Origin of the sequence: Dermatophilus congolensis (genome assembly GCF_900447215.1) — a bacterium.
GTDB classification, from domain to species: Bacteria; Actinomycetota; Actinomycetes; order Actinomycetales; family Dermatophilaceae; genus Dermatophilus; species Dermatophilus congolensis_A.
Genome location: NZ_UFYA01000001.1, coordinates 1,449,602 through 1,473,275, shown reverse-complemented (window position 1 = coordinate 1,473,275; position 23,674 = coordinate 1,449,602). Strand labels below are relative to the sequence as shown.

24 protein-coding genes are annotated in these 23,674 nt (G+C 58.8%); 12 read left to right on the top strand and 12 right to left on the bottom strand.

Features of this window, described 5'->3' with window-relative positions; translation table 11 throughout:
• Positions 1–64 precede the first annotated feature (64 nt).
• The 8 genes from dapE (at position 65) to DXZ77_RS06280 (ending at position 7,850) form a co-directional block, all read left to right on the top strand.
• Positions 65–1,252, top strand: a complete 1,188-nt coding sequence (dapE, locus tag DXZ77_RS06315) for a succinyl-diaminopimelate desuccinylase (RefSeq protein ID WP_115032674.1) — start codon at positions 65–67, stop codon at positions 1,250–1,252.
• Positions 1,253–1,434: 182 nt separating this feature from the next.
• Positions 1,435–1,998: an alkyl hydroperoxide reductase subunit C gene (gene ahpC / locus DXZ77_RS06310; protein WP_115030791.1), complete on the top strand. Its 564-nt coding sequence runs from the start codon at positions 1,435–1,437 to the stop codon at positions 1,996–1,998.
• A 227-nt stretch (positions 1,999–2,225) separates the two neighbouring features.
• Positions 2,226–3,800 (top strand): alkyl hydroperoxide reductase subunit F, encoded by a 1,575-nt coding sequence (gene ahpF / locus DXZ77_RS06305; protein ID WP_220181605.1) that lies wholly within the window; start codon positions 2,226–2,228, stop codon positions 3,798–3,800.
• 126 nt (positions 3,801–3,926) lie between these two features.
• On the top strand, positions 3,927–4,853 hold the full coding sequence (locus DXZ77_RS06300; RefSeq protein WP_115030789.1) for a LysR substrate-binding domain-containing protein: 927 nt from the start codon (positions 3,927–3,929) through the stop codon (positions 4,851–4,853).
• Between the two features lie 43 nt (positions 4,854–4,896).
• Positions 4,897–5,637 carry an LOG family protein gene (locus DXZ77_RS06295; protein ID WP_115030787.1) on the top strand — a complete coding sequence of 247 codons (741 nt, stop codon included), beginning with the start codon at positions 4,897–4,899 and terminating at the stop codon, positions 5,635–5,637.
• Positions 5,634–6,086 (top strand): DivIVA domain-containing protein, encoded by a 453-nt coding sequence (locus tag DXZ77_RS06290; RefSeq protein WP_208304777.1) that lies wholly within the window; start codon positions 5,634–5,636, stop codon positions 6,084–6,086. Before DXZ77_RS06295 ends, DXZ77_RS06290 begins: the two co-directional genes overlap by 4 nt.
• Before the next feature lie 3 nt (positions 6,087–6,089).
• Positions 6,090–7,406: a putative hexosyltransferase gene (locus DXZ77_RS06285; RefSeq protein WP_115030785.1), complete on the top strand. Its 1,317-nt coding sequence runs from the start codon at positions 6,090–6,092 to the stop codon at positions 7,404–7,406.
• A 264-nt stretch (positions 7,407–7,670) separates the two neighbouring features.
• Entirely contained in the window at positions 7,671–7,850 is a 180-nt protein-coding gene (locus tag DXZ77_RS06280; RefSeq protein ID WP_028326481.1) for a DUF3117 domain-containing protein, read from the top strand.
• 89 nt (positions 7,851–7,939) lie between these two features.
• On the opposite strand, the gene DXZ77_RS06275 is transcribed toward DXZ77_RS06280, so the two are convergent.
• Positions 7,940–8,572, bottom strand: coding sequence for an O-methyltransferase (locus tag DXZ77_RS06275; protein WP_028326480.1), 633 nt, complete (start codon positions 8,570–8,572; stop codon positions 7,940–7,942).
• A gap of 228 nt (positions 8,573–8,800) precedes the next feature.
• On the opposite strand from DXZ77_RS06275, the gene sigE reads away from it, so the two are divergent.
• Positions 8,801–9,400, top strand: coding sequence for an RNA polymerase sigma factor SigE (gene sigE / locus DXZ77_RS06270; protein ID WP_115032668.1), 600 nt, complete (start codon positions 8,801–8,803; stop codon positions 9,398–9,400).
• A gap of 167 nt (positions 9,401–9,567) precedes the next feature.
• Positions 9,568–9,957, top strand: a complete 390-nt coding sequence (locus tag DXZ77_RS06265; protein ID WP_306746788.1) for a twin-arginine translocase TatA/TatE family subunit — start codon at positions 9,568–9,570, stop codon at positions 9,955–9,957.
• 67 nt (positions 9,958–10,024) lie between these two features.
• On the opposite strand, the gene DXZ77_RS06260 is transcribed toward DXZ77_RS06265, so the two are convergent.
• The 4 genes from DXZ77_RS06260 to DXZ77_RS06245 form a co-directional block, all read right to left on the bottom strand.
• Positions 10,025–11,158 carry an Mrp/NBP35 family ATP-binding protein gene (locus DXZ77_RS06260; RefSeq protein WP_115030783.1) on the bottom strand — a complete coding sequence of 378 codons (1,134 nt, stop codon included), beginning with the start codon at positions 11,156–11,158 and terminating at the stop codon, positions 10,025–10,027.
• A 41-nt stretch (positions 11,159–11,199) separates the two neighbouring features.
• Positions 11,200–11,811 (bottom strand): DUF1003 domain-containing protein, encoded by a 612-nt coding sequence (locus DXZ77_RS06255; protein ID WP_084440838.1) that lies wholly within the window; start codon positions 11,809–11,811, stop codon positions 11,200–11,202.
• Positions 11,804–13,099: a magnesium transporter MgtE N-terminal domain-containing protein gene (locus tag DXZ77_RS06250; protein WP_028326477.1), complete on the bottom strand. Its 1,296-nt coding sequence runs from the start codon at positions 13,097–13,099 to the stop codon at positions 11,804–11,806. The genes DXZ77_RS06255 and DXZ77_RS06250 overlap by 8 nt, the downstream gene beginning before the upstream one ends.
• Positions 13,100–13,243: 144 nt before the next feature.
• On the bottom strand, positions 13,244–13,918 hold the full coding sequence (locus DXZ77_RS06245; RefSeq protein ID WP_243888731.1) for a DedA family protein: 675 nt from the start codon (positions 13,916–13,918) through the stop codon (positions 13,244–13,246).
• 172 nt (positions 13,919–14,090) lie between these two features.
• On the opposite strand from DXZ77_RS06245, the gene DXZ77_RS06240 reads away from it, so the two are divergent.
• Complete coding sequence (locus DXZ77_RS06240; RefSeq protein WP_115030781.1) at positions 14,091–14,984, top strand: HpcH/HpaI aldolase/citrate lyase family protein; 894 nt, start codon at positions 14,091–14,093, stop codon at positions 14,982–14,984.
• A 54-nt stretch (positions 14,985–15,038) separates the two neighbouring features.
• Here DXZ77_RS06240 and DXZ77_RS06235 read toward each other — a convergent pair whose 3' ends face one another.
• The 3 genes from DXZ77_RS06235 to lpdA all read right to left on the bottom strand — a co-directional run bounded on the left by DXZ77_RS06235 (position 15,039) and on the right by lpdA (position 18,941).
• Positions 15,039–15,698, bottom strand: a complete 660-nt coding sequence (locus DXZ77_RS06235) for a YflT domain-containing protein (RefSeq protein ID WP_181816052.1) — start codon at positions 15,696–15,698, stop codon at positions 15,039–15,041.
• A gap of 197 nt (positions 15,699–15,895) precedes the next feature.
• Complete coding sequence (locus DXZ77_RS06230) at positions 15,896–17,449, bottom strand: aminopeptidase P family protein (RefSeq protein WP_115030779.1); 1,554 nt, start codon at positions 17,447–17,449, stop codon at positions 15,896–15,898.
• Positions 17,450–17,543: 94 nt separating this feature from the next.
• On the bottom strand, positions 17,544–18,941 hold the full coding sequence (lpdA, locus tag DXZ77_RS06225) for a dihydrolipoyl dehydrogenase (RefSeq protein WP_028326473.1): 1,398 nt from the start codon (positions 18,939–18,941) through the stop codon (positions 17,544–17,546).
• 67 nt (positions 18,942–19,008) lie between these two features.
• Between lpdA and DXZ77_RS06220 the strand changes: the two genes are divergently transcribed.
• On the top strand, positions 19,009–19,884 hold the full coding sequence (locus tag DXZ77_RS06220) for a PHP domain-containing protein (RefSeq protein ID WP_258553174.1): 876 nt from the start codon (positions 19,009–19,011) through the stop codon (positions 19,882–19,884).
• Between the two features lie 233 nt (positions 19,885–20,117).
• Here the strand turns inward: DXZ77_RS06220 and DXZ77_RS11765 are convergent, their stop codons facing one another.
• From DXZ77_RS11765 to DXZ77_RS06200, 4 genes are all read right to left on the bottom strand, one after another.
• On the bottom strand, positions 20,118–20,396 hold the full coding sequence (locus DXZ77_RS11765; RefSeq protein ID WP_147279209.1) for a hypothetical protein: 279 nt from the start codon (positions 20,394–20,396) through the stop codon (positions 20,118–20,120).
• A gap of 310 nt (positions 20,397–20,706) precedes the next feature.
• Positions 20,707–22,260: a DEAD/DEAH box helicase gene (locus DXZ77_RS06210; RefSeq protein WP_115030775.1), complete on the bottom strand. Its 1,554-nt coding sequence runs from the start codon at positions 22,258–22,260 to the stop codon at positions 20,707–20,709.
• A gap of 436 nt (positions 22,261–22,696) precedes the next feature.
• A complete protein-coding gene (locus DXZ77_RS06205; protein WP_028326469.1) occupies positions 22,697–22,921 on the bottom strand; it encodes a DUF3107 domain-containing protein in 225 nt (74 codons plus the stop codon).
• A 124-nt stretch (positions 22,922–23,045) separates the two neighbouring features.
• On the bottom strand, positions 23,046–23,660 hold the full coding sequence (locus tag DXZ77_RS06200; protein ID WP_115030773.1) for a TetR/AcrR family transcriptional regulator: 615 nt from the start codon (positions 23,658–23,660) through the stop codon (positions 23,046–23,048).
• Positions 23,661–23,674 lie beyond the last annotated feature (14 nt).

The following is a 23,674-nucleotide window of genomic DNA, read 5'->3' as shown; positions in this document are numbered from 1 at the left end:
GTCGTGGTGCTGGTAGATGTTGGTGTGGGGGAGGTGTTGGTGTGTGGTGGGTACGGTGGCGGGTATGACTTCTCCTCGTTTGGATCCTGCTGCTGATGTTGTTGCGTTGACTGCTGCGGTGTGTGATGTGGGTTCTGAGAGTGGGTGTGAGGGGCCGTTGGCGGATGCGGTGGAGGAGCTATTGCGTTCGGCGGGGCATTTGGAAGTGTCGCGGTTTGGGAATGTGGTGGTGGCTCGTACGGATTTGGGTCGGGATGAGCGGGTGATTTTGGCGGGGCATCTAGATACGGTGCCGGCGGTTGAGGGGCCGTTTGGGTGGAATGTTCCGACGAAGAGGGTGTCTGCTCAACAGTCGGGCAGTGGTGTGGAGGAGCTGTGGGGGCGCGGAACGGTGGACATGCTTGGTGGGGTGGCGGTGCAGTTGCGGGTGGCGTTGGATGTGCCTGAGCCCAATAGGGATGTGACGTTTGTCTTTTATGACAATGAAGAGGTGGCTGCGCCGCTGAATGGGTTGGGGCATGTGGTGGCGGATCATCCGGAGTTGTTGGTGGGGGATTTTGCGGTGTTGTTGGAGCCGACGTCGGTTGCGGTGGAGGGTGGTTGTAAGGGGACGTTGCGTTGTGAGGTGGTGGTGCCGGGGGTGGCGGCGCATTCGGGGCGTCCGTGGATGGGTGTGAATGCTATTCATCGGGCGGCGGAGGTGTTGGATGCGTTGGCTTCGTTTGAGGTCAGGACTGTTGATGTTGATGGGTTGACGTATCACGAGGGTTTGTCTGCGGTGGGTGTGCGTGGTGGTACGGCTGGGAACGTGGTGCCGGATGAGTGTGTGGTGACGGTGAATTATCGGTTTGCGCCGGATTTGTCTGGTGAGCAGGCACAGGAGCGGATGCGGGAGTTGTTTGCGCCGTTTGAGGTGCGGGTGACGGATCTTGCTGAGGGGGCTCGGCCGGGGTTGGATTCGCAGGTGGCTCGGGGGTTTGTTGAGTCGGTGGTGGGGTGTTCGTGGGATGAGGTGGTTGCGCGGGGGTTGGTTGCTGGTGGTGCTGCGGGGGTGGATCCGTTGGGTGCTTCGTCGTTGTTGGTGCGGGCTAAGGAGGGGTGGACAGATGTGGCGCGGTTTTCGGCGTTGGGTGTTCCTGCGGTGAATTTTGGGCCGGGTAATCCGTTGTTGGCGCATAAGGCTGATGAGCATGCGCCGGTGGAGGACTATCGCAGGGCGTTGGCTGCTTTGTGTCGGTGGTTGGGGCAGTGAGGGGTGTTCATCTGGGGGGATAGGTGGTTTCTATGGTGGGGATGCCGTATTTCAATCAAGTTCGCCTTTATTTTCATGGTTGTTCCATATAGATTCTTTATCGGAAGTTCTCCCCGGGAACGCTGCTTCGGTAGCGGGTCCATCGGTGGGGGAGGCGCCGATCCCAACAGAGAGGTGTAAGCATGTCCGTCCTGAACACCAAGATCCTCCCTTTCGAGACCACTGCGTTCCGTAACGGTGAGTTCGTCGAGGTTTCCGACAAAGACGTTCTCGGCAAGTGGTCCGTGTTCTTCTTCTACCCGGCAGACTTCACCTTTGTCTGCCCCACCGAGCTCGGTGACATGGCTGACCACTACGAAGAGCTGCAGAAGCTTGACGTCGAGGTCTACTCCGTTTCCACGGACAGCCACTTCGTGCACAAGGCATGGCACGAGGCTTCCGAGATGATCGGCAAGATTAAGTACTTCATGTTGGGTGACCGCAACGGTGTCATCACCAACAACTTCGAGAACATGCGCGAAGGTGACAACGTCGCCGACCGTGGCACGTTCCTCGTTGACCCCGACGGTGTCATCCAGTACTTGGAGATCACACCGGAGGGCGTGGGCCGCGAGGCCGAGCAGCTGATCCGCAAGATCAAGGCTGCCCAGTACGTGCGTAAGCACCCCAACGAGGTATGCCCTGCTAAGTGGGAAGAGGGCGAGAGCACCTTGGCTCCCTCGATCGACCTCGTGGGCAAGATCTGATCAGGTAACACCTGATCGACCGGGTCCGCGTTATGAGGGTTTTCTCTCTGACGTGACCGGCGCCGACGACGGCGGGTGGCGGGGGGCTGCCCGCCGTCGTTGTACCTGAAATCTTCTGCTGCCTTTGTGAGTGGCTTGTTTGTGACCCGGACGCGACCTGATGGGGGGTTGTGTGCCGTTCTTAGCCGCGATCGTCACCGGTCGCGTAGTGCGATAAGGAGTTTTTCGTGTCCGTCCTGGATTCCACACTGACCGCGTCGTTGAAGCAGTACTTGGAGATGTTGGAGCAGCCCATTGAGTTGGTTGCCACGCTCGATGATCGCCCGAAGTCGGGTGAGATGAAGGATCTGCTGAACGAGATCGCGGCGTTGTCTGACAAAGTGACGGCTCGTTTTGACGGCACGGATGCGCGTACGCCCAGCTTTGATGTGGTTCGCACTGGCACGGATGTGTCGGTCACGTTCGCGGGTTTGCCGATGGGGCATGAGTTCACGTCGCTGGTATTGGCTCTGCTGCAGGTGGGTGGCCGTGCTCCGAAAGAGGATGAGGCGCTCTTGAGTGCCATTGCGGCGCTGGAGGGTGATTACGAGTTCACGACGTACATGTCGTTGACGTGCCAGAATTGCCCCACGGTGGTGCAGGCGCTGAACATGATGAGTGTGGTGAACCCTCGGATCCGGCACACAGCGGTGGAGGGGTCGCTGTTCCAGGATGAGATTCAAGAGAAGAACATCATGGCCGTGCCGGCTGTTTACCTCAATGGTGAGCTGTTTGATCAGGGCCGTATGGAAGCCGCTGAGATTCTGGCCAAGATTGATGCTGAAGGGGCCGCGCAGCGTTCAGCTGAGGCGCTTGGCAAAGTTGATCCGGTTGATGTGCTGGTGGTTGGTGGAGGTCCTGCCGGTGTGGCGGCTTCGATTTACGCTGCACGTAAGGGCATTCCTACGGCTTTGGTGGCTGACCGTTTGGGTGGTCAGGTCAATGACACGATGGCGATCGAGAACCTTATCTCCGTTCCGTACACCGAAGGCCCGAAGCTTTCCGGTGACCTGCAGGAGCACATGAAGCAGTATGACGTCACCGTGGTGAAGAACCAGCAGGCAACCAAACTGCTGCCAGCTGGTGAGGACGGCTATGTGACGGTCGAGTTCGGCGATGCTTCGCTGAAGGGCAAGACGGTTATCTTGGCTACGGGAGCTCGGTGGCGCAAGATGGGTATTCCTGGTGAGGATGACTACCGCAACAAGGGTGTCTCTAACTGCCCGCACTGTGATGGCCCGCTGTTCAAGGGCAAGCGCATCGCAGTTGTTGGTGGGGGTAACTCAGGTGTTGAGGCTGCGATTGACCTGGCTGGCGTTGTTGAGCACGTGACCTTGTTTGAGTTCCTTCCGGAGATGAAGGCTGATGAGGTGCTCCAGCGCAAGCTGCGCAGTCTGGAGAACGTCGACATTATTCTCAATGCGCGCACCAGTGAGGTGTTGGGTGATGGCACGTCAGTGACGGGGCTGGACTATGAAGACCGCGCAACTGGCGAGATTAAGCACGTGGACTTGCAAGGAATCTTCGTGCAGATCGGTCTCCTGCCGAACACCGAATGGCTAGGTGAGGCAGTACAGATGTCTGGCCGTAAGGAAATTGTCATCGACGAGCACGGTGCAACGAACGTGCCAGGTGTGTTCGCTGCCGGTGACTGCACGGTCGCTCCGTACAAGCAGATTGTGACTGCTTTTGGTGCTGGTGCTACTGCTGCGCTGGGTGCTTTCGATCATCTCATTCGTACGAGCGCTCCTGCTGAGGCCTGATCTGTCTTTGGTGCCTTGATCGAATCTGTCTTTGGTGCCTTGATCGAGTCGTGGCCCGCTTCGCTGGGGAGGAAGCGGGCCACGACCACTATTTTGTTGTAGCTCTTTTTCTTCCAGGAGACGTCGATGAACATCCGAGATCTTGAGTACTTGGTGGCGTTGTATGAGCAGCGTCATTTCGGGCGTGCTGCTGCTGCGTGCTACGTGAGTCAGCCGACGTTGTCAATGCAGATCAAGAAGCTAGAGAGCTACTTGGGTGTTTCTCTCATCGAGAGGTCGAGCCGGTCGGTGTTGTTCACGGCTACGGGGGAGGCGGTGGTTGAGCGGGCTCGTAGCGTGTTGGGGGAGGTGCGGGATATTGAAGTGCTTGCTAAGCGAGCCCGTAATCCGCGGTCGGGAAGCGTGAAGTTGGGGGTGTTTCCGACGCTGGGGCCGTATTTGCTTCCGCATGTGGTGCAGCAGCTGAGTGAAGCGCTTCCTGAGGTTGAGTTGTTGCTGGTGGAGGAGAAGACCGCGGACCTGGTGGCGGGTTTGTTGTCGGGGTCTTTGGATGCGATTGTTGTTGCTTCTCCTGTGCCTCCGGATGAGACGGGGTTGGTGGTTTCTCCGTTGTTCACCGAGCCTTTTGATCTTGCTGTGCCGGCGGGGCATCGTTTCGCTGAGGGGCCGGTGCCCAGTGTCAGTGATGCGTTGGCAGATGAAGATGTGTTGCTGCTTGAGGACGGGCATTGTCTGCGTGATCAGGCGTTGGAGGTGTGTCATTCGGTGGGGGCGCAGGAGCGTGCTGGGTTCCGTGCCACGAGTTTGGAGACGTTGCGGTACATGGTGGCTTCGGGGGTGGGAGTGACGTTGCTTCCGCGGTTGGCGACGGTGTCGCCGGTGCCGGTGACACCAGGGTTGTCGGTGCGGCCGTTTGCGGGGCAGGGACCATCGCGGTCGATTGTGTTGGCTCGTCGTGCTTCGTCGACGAATGGTGAGTTGGTTGAGGAGATCGCTGAGGTTGTGCGCCGTGAGGTGGGTAAGGCGTTGGAGAAGTCTGCTGCGGTTGTTTGAGCGTTAAGCAGTATGGCGCTGCTGGCGTCAGTACCGTCGTGGCATGAACGATTCCGTGTATCACCGTGGTCCTGCCCAGTATCGGTCTGGGCATTTCCCGTCGGCAACGACGGATCAGCGATTGTTGGATCAGCGGGATGCTGCGGATTGGTTGCACACCGATCCGTGGCGGGTGATGCGTATTCAGGCGGAGTTTGTTGAGGGGTTTGGGTCGTTAGCTGAGTTGGGTCCTGCGGTGGCGGTGTTTGGTTCTGCTCGGTTGTCGCGGGGGAGTGATGCTTACCGGTGGGGTGTTGAGGTGGGGCGGCTGTTGGCTGAGGCGGGTTATGCGGTGATTACTGGTGGTGGTCCGGGCACGATGGCGGCGGCGAATGAGGGTGCTCGCACTGCCGATGGCACGTCGGTGGGGTTGGGTATTGAGCTTCCGCATGAGCAGGGTTTGAACGAGTATGTCGGTATTGCTGTGAATTTTCGGTACTTCTTTGTGCGTAAAACGATGTTTGTGAAGTATTCGGAAGGTTTTGTGGTGTTGCCTGGTGGGTTTGGCACGTTGGATGAGTTGTTTGAGGCGTTGACGTTGGTGCAGACGGGCAAGATCACTCGGTTCCCGATTGTTTTGATTGGGTCTGCTTTTTGGGGTGGTTTGGTGGAGTGGATTCGTACCACGTTAGTTGATGCTGGGGTGATCTCTGTTGAAGAGGTGTCACTTGTGACGGTGACTGATGATCCTGCCCACGCGGTGGAGCTCATTCGGTCTGCGGGCATGCGACGATCAGTGTCGTGATCGTTTTACTTGTGGTGTCGGTCATTGTTCTTTTGGGTGCTGCGGTTGCTGCGGTGCTCGGTAGATGGGGCAGGAGTGATCTATGTATGCCTCCTCCGGTGTCTTCGGCTGGGGGGTGGGCTGCGGCGGGGGAGGGGCCGTTGACGCGTGCGGATCTTGATGGTGTGCGGTTTGATACGGCGGTGCGTGGCTATCGCATGGATCAGGTGGATGCGCTGTTGGAGCGGGTTCGGATGTCTTTGGAAGAAACCGCGCACAGGCCGTTGGTGAACACAGAGGGCGCTGGTGTGGGTGGTGACGCCTATCCTGGTACGGCGTCGCCAGCCCCTGATGTGCCTGATGTGCCTGATGTGGGGAATGTGCGTCGTTTTCCGCGCGTCTCTTCTTCGTCGGAGGGAGCGCCTGTAACTACTGATGCTGAGCGCGCCGAGCGCGGAGAAAAGGAGTAGTACGTGACCTCCGTGGCGACGAATACCGAGGCGGCTCCGAAGAGTCGTTGGCGGTTGGATCGCACCCCTAACTTTGTTGGCGCGATTGTCGGCGTCTATGTCATCGCTCGTCTGATCTCGGCGATTATGTTGATCGTTACCGGACATCATCAGGTAGATGTGGTCTGGTTTGAGAACGAGACCGGCTACTTGCGTATGACGGTGTTGTGGGATGCGTTCTGGTACCGGCAGATTGTTGAAGATGGCTATCCATCGGTGATTCCACGGGATCCATGGACTGGTAAGCCGTGGCAGAACGCATGGGCGTTCTATCCGATGTTCCCGATGCTGACTCGGGGCATCATGGCGATCACAGGTGGCAGTTTTGCCCTTGTTGGTTCCACGTTGTCTTTGGTGGTTGGTGGCGCTGCCTCGGTAGTCATTGGTTTCTTCTTGCGATCCAAGGTTGGCCCGCTGGTCGCGCTCGCAGGCGTGACTGTGTGGTCTACGTGCATCACGTCAGTCACATTGCAGGTGGCATACACCGAGTCACTCGGGACGTTGGTGCTCACTCTTGGATTGATGGCTTTGGACCGGCGTAAGTGGGTGTGGGCCGGGACTGTGGCGGTGGTGAGTGGACTCACTCGTGTGGTCACGCTGCCGCTGGGGCTTGTTGCTTTGATCTGTGTGATCGCGCGTTGGCGGGAGCGTAATACTCCTGGGAAAGAAATTTCGCGCGGTGAGTACGTGGCCATGTTGTGGTCGCTGGTGGGGTGTGGGCTTTCTGGTTGGTTGTGGCCTGCGATTGTCTGGATGGGCACCGGCGAGATCACTGGCTACACCGACACGATGACAGCTTGGCGTGCCTACGATGACATTTATCCGATCGTGCCGTGGTGGGACTGGGTGAGCCGGACCATCACCGACTTTGCGCCGTTGACCGCGATCATTATGGTCGGCATTTTTGTGGCTGCATGGTCTATCGGGCTTGGCCCTTGGGGTCGCGGCATGGGGTTGGCGCTGCGTTCTTGGTGTTTCGCCTATCCGCTCTATCTGTGGGGCGTGATGGACCCGACCACCAGCATCTTCCGTTACGCGGTGATGATGTTTGCGTGGGTAATTCCCATGCTTGGCGCTGGTTGGGGTAAGCCTGGCGAAGACCCATTGGAGAGTCACACCGACACCGTGACCTGGTGGAAGTGGACATTCAAACGCCCACGTCTGACAAAGCGACGGTTGCTGACCCTGACGGCTGTATGGGTGGTGTTCGGGTTGTTGAGCCAGGCCTGGTGGATTTGGGATATCTGGCAGTTCACCCCGCCGGCCGATAACCCGCCGTGATCGATGACAGCCCCGCTTCCTTGGAGGCGGGGCTGTTTCTTTGTTGTGGCTTGGTGCTGGGGCTGTTTCGCTGCTGTCGACACTCGCATTCATCGGAAAATTTCGAATCGGCGCAGTTATCGGGAGATAATGGATGCGTACAAGTAGGTGCTGATGCGCTGGGCCGTCTCGATGAACGTGGCCCGCCCACTTGTGAGATGGCGCGGTTGTCTGTCGCCTCCGCATCGCGCTCGGGCACCGACGTGACCCAGGGAAGAGGAACTCATGGCCGCTATGAAGCCCCGCACCGGCGACGGACCGTTGGAAGTTGCCAAGGAAGGTCGTGGCATTGTCCTTCGTATGCCGATCGAGGGTGGCGGACGCCTTGTCGTTGAGATGACTGCCGATGAGGCTGCTTCGCTCGGTGTGGCCATCCGTGACTGTGCGGAAGTGCCGTTCGAGTGACGATCATGTGATCGCTTGGCCGACGCGAAACTGATGTGGGGGGCGGGAAGACCATTTGGTCTTCCCGCCCCCCACATCAATGTGTTGGGTTAGCGGCGGGTGCCTACGAGTAGCCCACCTCCCACAGGTAGAAGAGCGACTTCAAGGTTGTCGTCGTCGCGGAGCTCTTTACCCAGGTCGCGCAGGTTTACGGTGGTTTCATCACGTGCGGCTGGGTCTGAGACCCGGTCGTGCCAAAGCATGTCGTCAATAACCAAGAGCCCTCCGGGGCGTAGCAGCCGCACAGCTTGGCTCACATAGTCTGCGTATTCGGTTTCATCTCCGTCGATGAACACCAGATCGTAGCCGCGGTCGGCTAGACGAGGGAGCATGTCGAGAGCATCTCCGTTGATGGCACGAGTGTGTTGGGTAGGGATGCCTGCGGCTCGGAACGTTGTTCGGGCAGCTTTATGGCATTCCATGTTGCGTTCAATGGTGGTGAGTACTCCGTCGGCAGGCATGCCTTGGAGTAGGTAAAGCCCGGAAACTCCGGCGCCGCTGCCGATTTCCACGGCGGTGCGTGTTTTCGCCGCGGCAGCGAGAACACGCAAGGTGGCGCCGACACCGGGGGAGACGGGCGTGGCGCCCAGTTCGTGTCCGCGGCGCCGCGCAGCGTCCATGACGGGCAGGTCGGAGATGAATTCTTCCGTGTACACCCAACTTGCTGGCTTCTGCGCGCTCATAGAAAGCACTTTAATCATCAGAGCGCGCAGGTGAGGGGGCTGGCGTTGTGCGGGGTGTTGAAGTTTGGGGAAGTGGTGCAGGAACTTTTCAGCCCGCCGTGCACATACCGCAACCGAACGTACAGGAGATGCCCAGGTTGTCCCGGCAGAGTGTGTCTTGGAACGAACCTTTGCAAGACAGGACGTGAGACCGTGCCTACCTCGTCGACTTTTGGTGCATCTGCCCCTTTGACTGCTGCGCCTGCTTCGTGCGCAGACGTGGACGCCGTGCACGCCGCGCCGTCTTGGGAAGAGATCGTCGAGACTCACTCGGCGCGCGTGTATCGACTTGCCTACCGTTTGACTGGTAATCCGCATGATGCTGAGGACCTCACACACGACACATTTGTGCGGGTGTTCCGTTATCTGGACTCCTATCGCCCAGGTACTTTTGAGGGGTGGCTGCATCGGATTACCACGAACTTGTTCTTGGACCGGATGCGCCGCAAACAGCGGATACGTTTCGATGCGTTGTCTGAAGAGTCTGCTGCGCGGCTTCCCGCGCACGGTGGCGGCCCCGAACAGGCATGGGACCAGCATCATTTCGATGACGACGTGCAGCGGGCGCTAGAGTCCTTGGCTCCTGACTTCCGTGCTGCTGTCGTGTTGTGCGACATCGAGGGCTTGTCTTACGAAGAAATCGCTGACGTTCTAGGCATTAAGCTCGGCACCGTCCGTTCACGGATCCACCGAGGGCGTGCCCGGTTGCGTGAAGAGTTGGCGCACCGCGCACCTAAAGCGGAGCGTTCCCGCGCCACGCGCATGCCCGAGGTACAGCCTGCGCTGTGATTTTCCCCTTCTGCCCGCCCCGCAGTGGTGGGGCCTAAGAGGCCGATGCGGTGAAGAGTACTGTTTTGCTCTGGCAGGATGCGGTGCAGTGACGTGTCCTGCCAGAGCAATGCCGTGTGTACGCACAGTAGGTTATGAGCAACTAGCGGTACTGACTCACGCAGTCATTGCCGCGCGCCGGTATAGCCACGAAGGAGCTGATCACCATCAACGGGTGGGAATTCATCATCATCTTCGTGCTAGCCATGCTGCTTATTGGCCCAGAACGCCTGCCAGGCTATGCCGCGAAACTACGTGAATGGGTTCGTTCGGTGCAGCAGTTCGCTGATGGGGCGAAAAACCAGCTGCGCGAGCAAATGGGCCCAGAATTCGATGACATCGACTGGAAAAGCTACGACCCGCGCCAATACGACCCGCGCCGTATCGTGCGTGAAGCCCTCCTAGAAACCGGTGAGCAGAAAGACACCCCGCTCGAAGAAGCCGTAATCCGCACTCCAGTGCGTTCAGTGACTTTCGACCCGAATCGCCCCACACCCTTCGATAACGAAGCCACATAAACCTGCGGGGGTGTGGTGCCGAACAAACAACCGTTCGGCACCACACCCCGCAGCCCAGCAACCGTGCTTAGTGAGGCGTCACAGAAACACCAAGCTTGCGCCCAGCCAGACCCCTGGCCCTGGTAGCCAAGGTGGTAGCGATCTTGGTCAGTTCTGCACCCGCAGGAGAATCTGGCGCACACACCGCCACCGGGGCACCTGCGTCCCCGCCCTCACGCAGGGCCACATCAATCGGAACCTGACCCAACAGAGGAACCTCAGCACCCATAATGGCCGACAGCGAAGCAGCCACTGTAGCGCCACCTCCAGAGCCAAAAATCTCATTTCGGCTACCGTCAGGCATCTGTAGCCACGCCATATTCTCAACGACGCCCACAACCCGCTGATTCGTTTGAGCCGCGATCGACCCAGCACGCTCGGCCACCTCAGCCGCAGCGCTCTGCGGCGTGGTCACCACCACGATCTCAGCGTTGGGTAGAAGCTGCCCAATCGAAATAGCAACATCACCGGTACCCGGAGGAAGATCCAACAACAAGGCATCCAGGTCACCCCAATACACGTCCGCGAGGAACTGTTGGATAGCCCGGTGGAGCATCGGGCCACGCCACACCACAGGCTGCCCTTCAGGCACAAACATGCCCACACTCATGACCTTCACACCATGAGCCTCCGGAGGCATGATCATGTCATCAACCTGCGTAGGAGCGTAAGAAACCCCCATCATGCGCGGCACCGAAAAACCGTAAATGTCCGCATCGAGCACGCCAACCTTCAAGCCCTGCTTGGCCATCGCCGCAGCAAGGTTGGTCGTCACTGACGACTTCCCCACACCCCCCTTACCAGAAGCAATCGCATAAATGCGGGTCAAGTTATCGGGCCGAGCGAACGGATTCTCCCGCTCGGTTTTGCCACCACGCAGCTTGGCGCCCAGATCTTTGCGCTGCTGATCATTCATCACACCCAGAGTCACCGACACCGAAGTGACGCCCTCCAACGCCAAAAGCGCCTCAGTGGCTTCCTTCTCAATCGTGGACTGCAACGGGCATCCCGCCACGGTGAGCAAAATAGTGGTGGTGACGACGCCTGCATCATCTACCGAAATGTTCTCGACCATGCCGAGCTCGGTGATCGGGCGGTGAATCTCAGGGTCTTCGACGCGTGAAAGCGCGTCCATGAGTTGTTCAGGAGAGGGAACAGGCATGCCCACCACCCTAGCGATGCCAGCTCACCCCGTTGAACGACTCACCCACGCTCCTCATCACTGAGCTGCTCGTGCCCATGAGAATTCTCCGAGGGCGCAACACCAGGACGCTTACCCGTTTTCCGCTTCTTACGACGGTGAACGCTCTCGCACTCCTCATCATCCAAACTGCGAATTTCTTCAAGAAGATCACGCAGCTCAGAGCGCAGATAATCACGAGTTACCGTCTCGCCCAAAGCCATCCGAAGTGAAGCCACCTCCCGAGTCAAATACTCAGTGTCAGCAAGGTTGCGTTCATCACGAGCACGGTCCTGCTCAGCAATGACCCGGTCCCGGTCGTCCTGGCGATTCTGAGCCAAAAGCAGCAACGGCGCAGCATACGAAGCCTGCAGCGACAAAATAAGCGTCAACAACGTGTAGTTCAAAGAGCGCGGATCAAACTGCACTTCCTCAGGCATAAACGTGTTCCACGCCAGCCACACCGCACAGAAAATCGTCATCCACACAAGGAACTGCGGAGTGCCCATAAACCGAGCAAACCCCTCCGCAGCAACACCAAAAGAACCCTCACGAAACATCTTCGGACGACGCAGCCACGCGGCACGGATCTCCTGCGGCTGGTCCAGACGGGCCGTTCGCTTCTGCTCAGCCATGCGTCACCTCGTGTCGGTCGTCACGCCAGTCATTAGGTAGAAGTTTGTCGATGACGTCATCAACGGACACCGCCCCAAGCAAATGTCCATCCTCGTCAGCAACAGGCAAAGCCATCATGTTGTACGTCGCCAACTCCCGCGTGACATCCATAAGAGAGGCACTAGGACAAACAGGTTCAATACCCGTATCCAACGCAGAACCGATAGCTGTCGTTGGAGGTTCACGTAACAAACGCTGAAAATGAACGAGGCCAAGATACTTACCCGTCGGAGTTTCCTGAGGAGCCCGGCACACAAAAACCGCAGCAGCCAAAGCCGGCGGGATCTCCTGCCGACGAACATACGCCAACGCTTCAGCCACCGTCGCCTCAGGGGGAAGAATAAGCGGCTCGGTCGTCATCAAACCACCAGCAGTGTCCTCTTCATACACCAACAGACGACGAAGATCCTCAGCATCATCAGGCTCCATAAGACGCAAATAACGCTCCTGCGCATCCGGAGTCAGCTCACCCAACAAATCCGCAGCATCATCAGGCTGCATCGCCTCAAGGACATCAGCGGCCCGATTACCAGAAAGCGAAGAAAGCACCTCAACCCGATCATCCTCAGGAAGCTCCTCCAACACATCCGCGAGCTTTTCATCAGGAAGCGCCGAAGCCACCTGCACCCGCCGCAACGGCTTCAACTCACGAATCATCTCCGCCAAGTCCGCAGCCTTGACATCGTCATAACCCTCAAGAAGCAGATCAGCCCCCTGATTCACCGCCAGCGCTCGCAATCCAGCGACCTGATCAATGTCCAGCAGCAACGTTTCACCACGCCGACGCCGCAGCCCCAGGGACTCCCCAAAGCCCGAGCGCTGCCCACCTTTAGGAACTTTGCGGACAAAAACTTTCTCGATCGTCCATTCCCTGGCGCGAACCTTCTCGATCGCGATGTCTTCGATGATCGCCGAATACGGGTCAGCCCCTGGCTCACGAGCCGTAACCGTCCGGTCAAAAAGCTCAGCAACAACCATGACCTCACCGCTGCGCTGCTCAAAACGCCGCAAATTCACCAGGCCGGTAGAGATGATCTGCCCAGCATCCATCGAGGTGACGCGTGTCATCGGCATGAACACGCGCCGCCGACCAGGCACTTCCACCACAAGACCCACGGCGCGCGGATGTCGCCGTGCGGCGCTGAACATGACGATGACGTCACGGACGATACCGACCTGATCACCGATAGGGTCAAAAACGGAAAGACCGACGAGGCGGGCGACGAAAACGCGTGTGTTCGAGGGCACAACAACCAGAGTAACGACGACGAGGGCACGGTTCGTTCACGGAGACAGGCAGCAGCACGCGATACCGGTCACCACGAAGGCACGCACCAGCAGCAACCACACCGCCACTGGTAGCTACACCACGCACTCCAACAACAGACACCCTCACACATTCCCATCAGCGCGATGCTTACGGAAATACCGCACCAAATACCAGCCAATGAAAGCCACAATCGCAGCGATCACCACATACTGCAGATACCCCACGTACTGCTCTACCTGATCCCACCTCTCACCCAACGCGAACCCGGCATAAATCAACACCGAATTCCACAAGGCGCTACCCACCAGCGAGAACACAGAAAACTGCAGCAACGGCATCCGCGACAAACCAGCCGGAATCGAAATGAGACTGCGAATAAGAGGAAGCATCCGGCCAAAAAACACCACCGAATAGCCATACCGGTTAAACCACGCCTCAGCCTTCTCAATGTCCTCAACATCCACCAACGGCATCCAGTCAAAAAAACGGAACAACCGATCTCGCCCGAGAACCACACCCAGCGCATACAGCGCCCACGCCCCAACCAGCGAACCGACAGAAGTCCACACAATCGCTGACATCAGTGACAACGTGCCCTGACTGGCAGTGAAACCAGCCAACGGCAAAATCACCTCACTGGGAATCGGCGGAAAAACATTCTCCAACGCAACAAGAAGCCCAGCCCCTGGCGCCCCCAACGCCTCCATGATGCCGACAATCCACTGCGTCATCCCGCCGCCAGCACCTCCAGCAGCCACTGCGCCACCCATCAAAACCGACACACCCGTCAGTAACATTCCTCACCTTTACTGTTCTGCTGTCTGAGCGGCTCGGGGTAAAACCCCAGCGTATCCAGCTTCCTCACCCACGCAAGGAAACACCTCACTTCACCAAAGACACCCCCGCGATACCGATAACCTGACTAGACACCCCCACAACGAAACTCGGTCAACGAAAGGCCGCCCCCACATGGCGACAACACCCGAACCCACCCTGCGGCCACGCCGGTCAGTGCTCTACATGCCCGCCTCCAACCCCCGCGCACTGGAAAAAGCAACCACTCTGCCCTGCGACAGCATCATCTTCGACCTCGAAGACGCCGTCGCACCAGAAAACAAACCAGCTGCCCGCGAAGCAGCCTGCGCCGCCACACAGTCAGGAAAATACGGACGCCGTGAACTGATCATCCGCGTCAACGCAATCAACACACCCTGGCACCACGACGACATCGCTGCCGCAGCAGCCGCCGCCCCCGACGCCATCGCCATCCCCAAAATCAACACCGCCGAAGAAATCCACGCCATTTGCGCCGCTCTCGAAGCAGCACACGCCCAACCCACCACCGCGATCTGGGCCATGTGTGAAACCCCACTCGGAGTGCTCAACGCACCCAGCATCGCTACCGCATCCCCACGCCTGCACGCCCTCGTCATGGGGTCAAACGACCTCATTAAAGAACTCCACGCCGAAGACATCCCCGGCCGCGCCCCGCTCATGGCAGCCATGTCCTGGGCAGTGCTGGCAGCCCGCGCCGCGAAAATCGCAATTCTCGATGCCGTCCACAACAACATTCACGACCACGACGGCTTCGTAACCGAAGCAACGATGGCACGCCAGATGGGATTCGACGGCAAAACACTCATCCACCCCAATCACATCGCGGCAGCCAACGAAATCTTCAGCCCCACTCCCGCACACATCGAACAAGCACACGCCATCATCGATGCCTGGGACGCCGCCGACGGAGCTGGCATCGCCACCCACAACGGCCGCATGATCGAACAACTTCACGTCGATGCCGCCCGCCGCACACTCACCCTCGCCGAGGCCATCACCGCCCTCGAAAACGACACCACCCCTTAAACCACGCCACCACCCACGCCAAGGGGCCAGCCCCGTAAGACCAGCCCCTCAACCTCACTTAGCTGATGTGTCATCAGCACCTGGAGAATCCGCCGACGATCCCGCAGCAGGCTGCGCCGAATCACTCGACGCGACCGGCTTCGAGGCATCAATCTTCTGCCCGTACATCCCCTCAAACGGATTTGGGCGAGCCTGCACACGCTTAGGCTCCCCAGCAGTAACCAAAGCGCCCCGCACACCATCCATCTTCGACAACAACGCCTGCGCCTCACCAAAGGCCCGATGCTCAACCAACAGCTCATACTTCGTGGCCACAACCTGGCTCACCGACGTGAAATCACGCCGACCACGAGACATCGAATATCCCAGACCTGCCCAAATAAAACCGAAAACCGCCCCAGCCCCCACAGCCATACCGATCAAACCCAACGTCGCCCCACCCTCAAACATCGACAAAATCAACCCGACAAACAAACCCATCCACATGCCCGACAGGACACCACCACCAAGCACCTTCGGCCACGTCAAACGCCCAGTCACTCGCTCCACCTGACGCAAGTCCGTACCCACAATCATCACGTTCTGCACCGGGAACTGCTCATCAGACAAAAAATCCACGGCCTTCTGCGCATCCGCATACCGGTCGAACAACGCCAACGACTGAGGGAACTCAAGATTGAGGATCTCCTGACCTGCAGAAGGCTGTTGCGACATAAATATCCGTCCTGTTCTCAAGGCAAAAGCGTGGTCAATAACAAAGGCAAACAAGCGGCGGCGTCACGGCCACAAACACGTCACCCACCCGTGCCCGCGCGGCACGAGCATAGACACGAACACCGCAACAGCGACGCCGACGACCCGTTCAACACTCAAAACCACTCAACGATTCCACAACGGAATAAACCCGCCGATCACGCATCTCCAGCTAGAAGAGGAGCCATCCAGGCCTCAACCTCATCCACCGAACGCGGCAACTTCGACAGGCTTTCGCATCCCTCAGCAGTGATAACAATGTCATCTTCGATCCGCGCACCAACCCCACGGAACTCTTCGGGAACCAACTCGTCATCAGCCTTGAAATACAACCCCGGCTCCACCGTCAAGACCATGCCCGGCACGAGGGTGCCGTCCATATAGTCCTCACGCAATGCCTGCTGACAGTCATGCACATCCAGACCCAAATGGTGGCTGGTTCCATGCACCATCCAACGACGATGCCACTGGCCATCTGGCTGCAAACTGCGCTGCGCATTCACTCCCTCAGGCAACAAACCCCACTGCTCGCAATACCTAGCGATCACCGCGATCGCTGCCTCATGCACATCCTTGAACGTTGCCCCCGGCTTAGCCGCGGCGATACCCGCTTCTTGCGCCTCCAACACAGCCTCATAGACTTTCCGCTGCGCAGGAGAAAACCGCCCATTCACCGGCAAAGTCCGTGTGATATCCGCAGTAAAGAGCGAATCAACCTCCACACCGGCATCAATCAACACCAGATCCCCCTGTCGGACCTCACCGGTGTTTTTAATCCAATGCAACGTGTTTGCATGGTCACCCGCGGCGCAGATCGAGTCATAACCAACCCCGTTACCCGCATGCCGCGCATACAAACCAAACGTTCCCTCGATCCAGCGCTCACCACGACCACGGCGCACCGCCTCCGGGAACTGACGCACCACCGCCGCAAATGCCGTATCCGTAGCCGCGACCGCCTCACGCATCTGGCTGATCTCCCACTCGTCTTTCACCAGACGCATCGTCGACAGCTTCACTTCCAGCTGGCGATCCACCTCAGCAGCAGACTCAAGCAGCTGCGCATCTGCGCTATCCCGACGAGCCTTCGCCACCTGCTCATCCATCACCGGATCAACACCGGTCAACACTCGCAACGACACCGCCCCGAGGTCCTTACCGACAGCATCACCAAACTGATCCAAATGCGCTGTCGACATACCCAACTCTGCAGCCAACGACTCCAACGTCGGGGCAGCACCCACCCAAAACTCTCCGTACCGCGAATCCGAAAACGACGCCTCACTGTCCCGCGGTAGCAACGGCCGCGCATACAACACCGACTCATGCCCACCCTCGGCCCGCGGCTCCAACACCAATACCGCATCCGGTTCCCGATCCGCCCCCAAACCAGTCATATGCGCGAATGCGCTATGCGGACGGAAAAGATAATCACAGTCGTTGTTCCGCACCTTAAAACCACCAGCAGGAATCACCAACCGCTCACCAGGAAAAGCAGCCGACAACGCCTCACGCCGCGCAGCCGCCCACCGAGCCGACTCCGCCAACTGCGGCAACGACTCCTGGCGAGGCGCCCACCCCGAGGCCATGAACTCAACAAACGCCTGCGATTTAGGCCTGCTGCGGTGCTCAGACACCGCCTCCTGCTCCCTCTTTACTCCCGACTGCTGCGCGCCAGCTCCGGACTCCAACGATGCTCCCGTATCAGCCATACCCCCATGATCACATCCACATCCACCCCAGCGCCGGAACATGACCAAGGCGGCCACCCACCAAAAGTGAATGGCCGCCTTCAACACCGACAGATCAGAGGTTGATCATGTGGCCAGCGATACCGTGCATAGCCTCCTTGAGCGCCTCACCCAACGTCGGGTGAGCGAAAACAGTGCGACTGACCTCATCAGCAGTCAGATCCCACTGCACAGCCACGTTCGCCGCAGGCAGAAGCTCAGTCACGTCCGGACCGATCATCGACACACCAAGAATCTCGTTGTGCGCCGCGTCAGCGATCACCTTCACGAAACCAACACCCTCACCAAGACCCTGCGCCTTACCGTTGGCCGAGAACGGGAACGAAGAAGTCTTCACGTCGTAGCCGGCATCCTTAGCCTGCTGCTCCGACAGACCCATCGAAGCGATCTGCGGGTGGCAGTAAGTAGCACGCGGAATCGTCTGGTAATCAATCGGCATGGTCTCAGCACCAGCGATGGTCTCCGCAGCGACAATGCCCATCGCCTCAGCAACGTGAGCCAACATCATCTTCGCCGTCACGTCACCAATGGCATACACGTGCTCAACGTTCGTGCGCATGAAGTCATCAACCTCGATCGCGCCGCGCTCAGTAAGCTTGACACCAAGGTTCTCCAACCCATAACCCTCAGTGCGCGGAGCAAAACCGAACGCACACAGCATCCGCTCGGCCTCCAAGACCTGCGACTGGCCACCAGCAGCCGGCGAAACCGTCACCTTCACACCCGAACCTGTGTCTTCCACAGACTCGACCTTGGTGCCCGTCATAACCTTCACGCCGAGCTTCTTGTAGTGACGCGCCAGTTCCTTAGAGACGTCAGCATCCTCGGTCGGAACCATACGGTCCACGAACTCCACAATCGTCACATCGACACCGAAGTTCGCCATCACGTAAGCGAACTCGACACCAATCGCACCAGAACCACCGATGATGATGCTCTTAGGCAAGTTCTCATCGAGGATCTGCTCCTCGTAGCTGACCACGTTCTTACTCAGCTCAATGCCCATCGTGCGCACCGTCGCACCAGTGGCAATGATCAAGTCACCGTACGTAACCTCACGCGTGGAGCCATCCTCAGCCTCCACCGAAATCGTGTTGCCCGCCTGCAGCGTGCCCCACCCATCAATCTCCGTGATCTTGTTCTTCTTCATCAGGAAGTGGACACCCTTAACGATGCCTGCACTTACCTGACGAGAACGCTTGTGCGTCGGGCCGAACGACATCGTCGCGTCGCCCTCAATCCCGTACTTCTTCTTCTCCTTGGTCAGCGTGTGCGCCAACTCAGCGTTCTTCAGCAACGCCTTGCTGGGGATACAACCAACGTTGAGGCAAACACCACCCCAATACTTCTTCTCAATAACCGCGACCGACTTACCCAGCTGAGCCGCGCGAATAGCCGCCACATACCCACCAGGGCCGGCTCCAAGAACAACAACATCAAAGTGATCAGCCATGTGCACAGCCTAATGGCCACTGAGCAACCTACCGTCCCTGCCCCGCAACGAACCAACCAGCAACTGTATGCACACCCCGCGTAATCTCGAAGATATGCGCATCGACCTCCACGCCCACTCGACCGCATCAGACGGCACCGACACACCCACCCAACTTATCGAAAACGCCTGCCGCGCCGGACTGGACGTCATTGCCATCACCGACCACGACACCACCAACGGCTGGGACGAAGCCGCCACCGCTGCCACCAACAACAAAATCACCCTCGTACGAGGCATCGAAGTTTCAACCAGCACCAACGGAATCAACATCCACATGCTCGGCTACCTCCACAACCCCCACCACACCGGCCTCCTCAACGCACTCGAACGCGCCCGCAACTCCCGCGAAAACCGCGCCCAACGCATCGTTGAACGCCTCGCCAACGACCTACCCATCACCTGGAACGACATAAGCAGCCACATCGACGACACCACCACCATCGGACGCCCCCACATCGCCGACGCACTCATACGCGCTCGCATCGTCCCCAACCGCGACGAAGCATTCCGCCGATACCTCCACGACGGATCCCCCTACCACGTGCCCTACGAATCCATATCCCCCAGCGAAGCCATCCACCTCATCCGCGACGCCGGCGGAGTGCCCATCATTGCCCACCCCTTCGCCACCAAGCGCCGTGGCCGCCCCGTTACCGACGACATCATCGAAGAACTCACCGACACTGGCCTACTTGGAATCGAAGCCCACCACCTCGATCACACCCCCGAACAAGCCACACACGCTCTCGACCTAGCCACACAACTCGGCCTCATCGCCACCGGCTCCAGCGACTACCACGGAACCGGCAAAACCAACCGACTCGGCGATCACACCACCACCCCCCAGGCCCTTGAAGCCATCAACGCCCACGCCCACGGCACACCCATCCTGCAGCCCTAACTACCCCGCTACCGCCCGCCCCCCAATAAACACGTGTGCCCCGGGCCGAGGGAGGGCCCGGGGCACACAAGCGGCGCCCGCAAGGTGGCGGGGGTGGGGCGCCTGGCAATCACCACCGGGTAGAGGGGCACCCAACAGTGATCAACGAAGGGGAAGTGTGTGGGCAGGAGAGGGGCCCCACCCACACACCCGTACGCGTCAGCACACGCCGCGTACATGGAGGGGAAAGAACATCAATACCGCTGCCACGGCCACCGCAACACCGATGCATCACGAACAGCAACCGTCCCAGCCGTCACCGAAGCAGCAATCAACAACGCTGCGAACAACAACCGCGGATCTCCCACAAGAGACGGACCCACAACCATCAGCACAACCAAAACGGCAACACCCGTCACCACAGCTGACGCCAAAACAACGCGATTCGCGCCAACCCCGGCGCCACGCGCCGCATCAGGCTGCGAAACAGCATCACTACCAAAAGACATGAAGGCCCCCACCTGTCGTGTCATAAAACGGGCCGACCCCCATCGGCACCGCGAACTGCGCACCGCACAACAGAACCTCCACGGTTCCGCACCTGCGGCAGAAAAACACTGTGAAAAATAAGAAAACCGATATCTCACAGCCCATTGCATAAACCGACAGAATGACATCAGTTAATGCACGTGGAAGAAACAGCGCAAAAAAGCCGTCCCAGAAACAAAACTACCGCAGATGCTGGACGCATGTTCAACTATGTGGGAAAAACAAAATCCATCCCCACGAAAATCCCTCTAGACAGACACAACTACGCCATCAGCCCGTGTGCACACATCCACATCACTCACCCGAAGGTGCGTCCCCAGAAGCCCCACCCCGCGTTCGACGCCGCCTGCGCTGACGACGCGGCCTACCCGAACCACCAGCAGAATCACTCCGATCACTCACAGAATCAGACGCACGCGAAACCCGCCCAGCTGCCCCACCGCGACCACGAGCACGCCCCCGACCGGCAGCACGGCCAGCCCCCCTACCGTGACCGCGCGAAGGCTCACCCAAATCCTCAACAACCTCAGCCGACAAACCAGCCAACAAACGCTTGTCCTTAGGCAAACGTCCCTTCGTACCCGGCTCAATATCCTGATCCGAAAACAAATGATCCGAACTCGAATACGTTTCCACCGGCTCAGGCATACCCAATTCAAGCGCCTTATCAATCAAGCGCCACCGAGGCATATCCTCCCAATCCACCAACGTGATCGCACGCCCAGTACGCCCCGCACGCCCAGTACGCCCCGTGCGATGCAAATACGTCTTCTCATCCTCCGGTGCCTGGAAATTAATCACATGCGTCACATCATCAACATCAATACCGCGCGCAGCTACATCCGTGGCCACCAACACATCAATATTGCCGTGACGGAACGCCCTCAACGCCTGCTCACGCGCACCCTGCCCCAAATCACCATGAATCGCCCCAGCAGCAAACCCACGCTCAGACAACTCCGAACTCACCTTCGCCGCCTGCCGCTTCGTCCGCGTGAAAATCACCGAACGCCCGCGACCCTCCGACTGCAACACCCGAGCAATGATCTCCACCTTGTCCATCGGATGCGCCCGATACGCAAACTGCTCAATCGCCGAAACCGTCGCACGATCATCACCAGTCGACTGCGCCCGAATATGCGTCGCATGATCCATGTACTTACGCGCCAACGCCACCACAGCGCCAGGCATCGTCGCCGAAAACAACATCGTCTGACGCGACCCAGGAGTCAGCGCCAAAATCCGCTCTACATCCGGCAAAAACCCCAAATCCAACATCTCATCGGCCTCATCCAGCACCACGACCGTGATCTCCGTCAGCCGCAAATGCCCCTGCTGAGCCAAATCCAACAAACGCCCCGGCGTCCCCACAACCACATCCACCCCACGACGCAACGCCTCAACCTGCGGCTCAAACGCCCGCCCACCATAAATCCGCTCCACCCGAATACCCCGACGACGACCCGCCTTATCCAGATCATCACCCACCTGCACACACAATTCCCGCGTCGGCACCACCACAAGCCCTTGCGGACGCCCCGGATGCCGCAACTCCGGAAACTCCGGATCCGCCTCAGTAATCACCGCATCCAACAGCGGCACACCAAAACCCAAGGTCTTACCCGTACCAGTCTTGGCCTGGCCAATGATGTCTCCACCATCCAAAGCAACAGGCAACGTACTCGCCTGAATTGGAAAAGCATGCGTAATACCCGCATCAGCCAACGAAGCAGCAATATCCGGATGAATATCCAAATCCGCAAACGCAGGCATCTCCTGCCCTACCTGCACCTCAACATCCGGCGTCACAACATCATCGGTACCCGCAGCACCCGTCACGTCACTCATCACAAACAACCTTCAAACGGCAACGGCATCCGCTCGCGTCACACGACATGCCTGCATGAAATCGGGCCGATCGGAAAAGAACGATCATCGACATGCCCCTAACAGCGGAAACACACCGAACAAAGCTCCAACAGAGCTCACAATCAAGCGGTCACACCACCAATGCCGCGCTCACAAGCGACCAGACACCAATGGCGACACGCATACGCGATAAGCAGCGTCCCCGCAGACCGACAACCACAAACGGCAGGCCCACCAAAGACAAAAACCACGAGGAACGAATTCCACAAGGAAGATGCCGACCGGGCACCGAATATGTCGACACAATTCTACGCAGGCACAGCGCTACACCGAAACGTAGCTGCCCCCGACACACGCGAAAGGGCGCCCAGCTACGCCAGACGCCCCCACGAAACCGCCAGCAGGCGGCAAAAAATCACAACATACCGAAACCGACGCCACCCTTACGCGGGCTACCGATCTCCACATAACCCAACGTCGCCGCAGGCACCACCACCACACGGCCCTTCTCATCCTCCAAACGCAACGGAGCCCCCTGCGAGACAGCCTTGTCAACCAACGCCTGCACCTCCTCATGAGACAACGTCGACTCAACACTCAACTCACGAGTGGTGTGCAAAACACCAATCTTGACCTCCATGGAGCAAACCTCCTCGCCGCCTCAACGGCATACACAACGAATACCAACGAGAACCCACCCCGAGCAGCAACACACCAACCCGAAACCGAATTCCCTCCACAACGAGACTACTTCCTAACGCCCATCAGTCCACGTCACCAACAAACCCAGCCAACCCGCCCCACGCCATCCGAGTAAACGCATCCACCGCATCCGAACGCGACAACGTCCCATTCCGAAACCACGCCCGCGCCGAAAACTGCGCCAACCCTACCAACGACGTCGCCACCGCATTCGACTCAGCCAACGACAAATCCCGAAAAGAACGCACCCGCTCAGCAATCGCATCGACACACCACCCCTGCAGCTCCTGCACCCGCCGCGTCGCATCAGCCTCACTCAACGTCTCCGACTCATACACCAACCGAAAACCACCAGCAGGCTCCGTCACAAAACCGAAATACGCCTCCACCATTGCCCGCACCACCTCATCAGCCCGCCCAGCCTGCGCCAACGCCTGACCCAAAATCACCCGCACATGCTCAGCAGCCTCATCCAACAACTCCAGGTACAAATCCAACTTGCCCGGAAAATGCTGATACAACACCGGCTTGGACACCCCCGCCCGCGCAGCAATGTCATCCATCGACGCATTGTGATACCCATGCGCAGAAAACGCCTCCCGCGCATGCAACAACAAATGATCACGACGCTCGGACTTACTCAACCGCCGATGCACATCAACCGAAACCTGAACCACAACGCCCCCTCAAC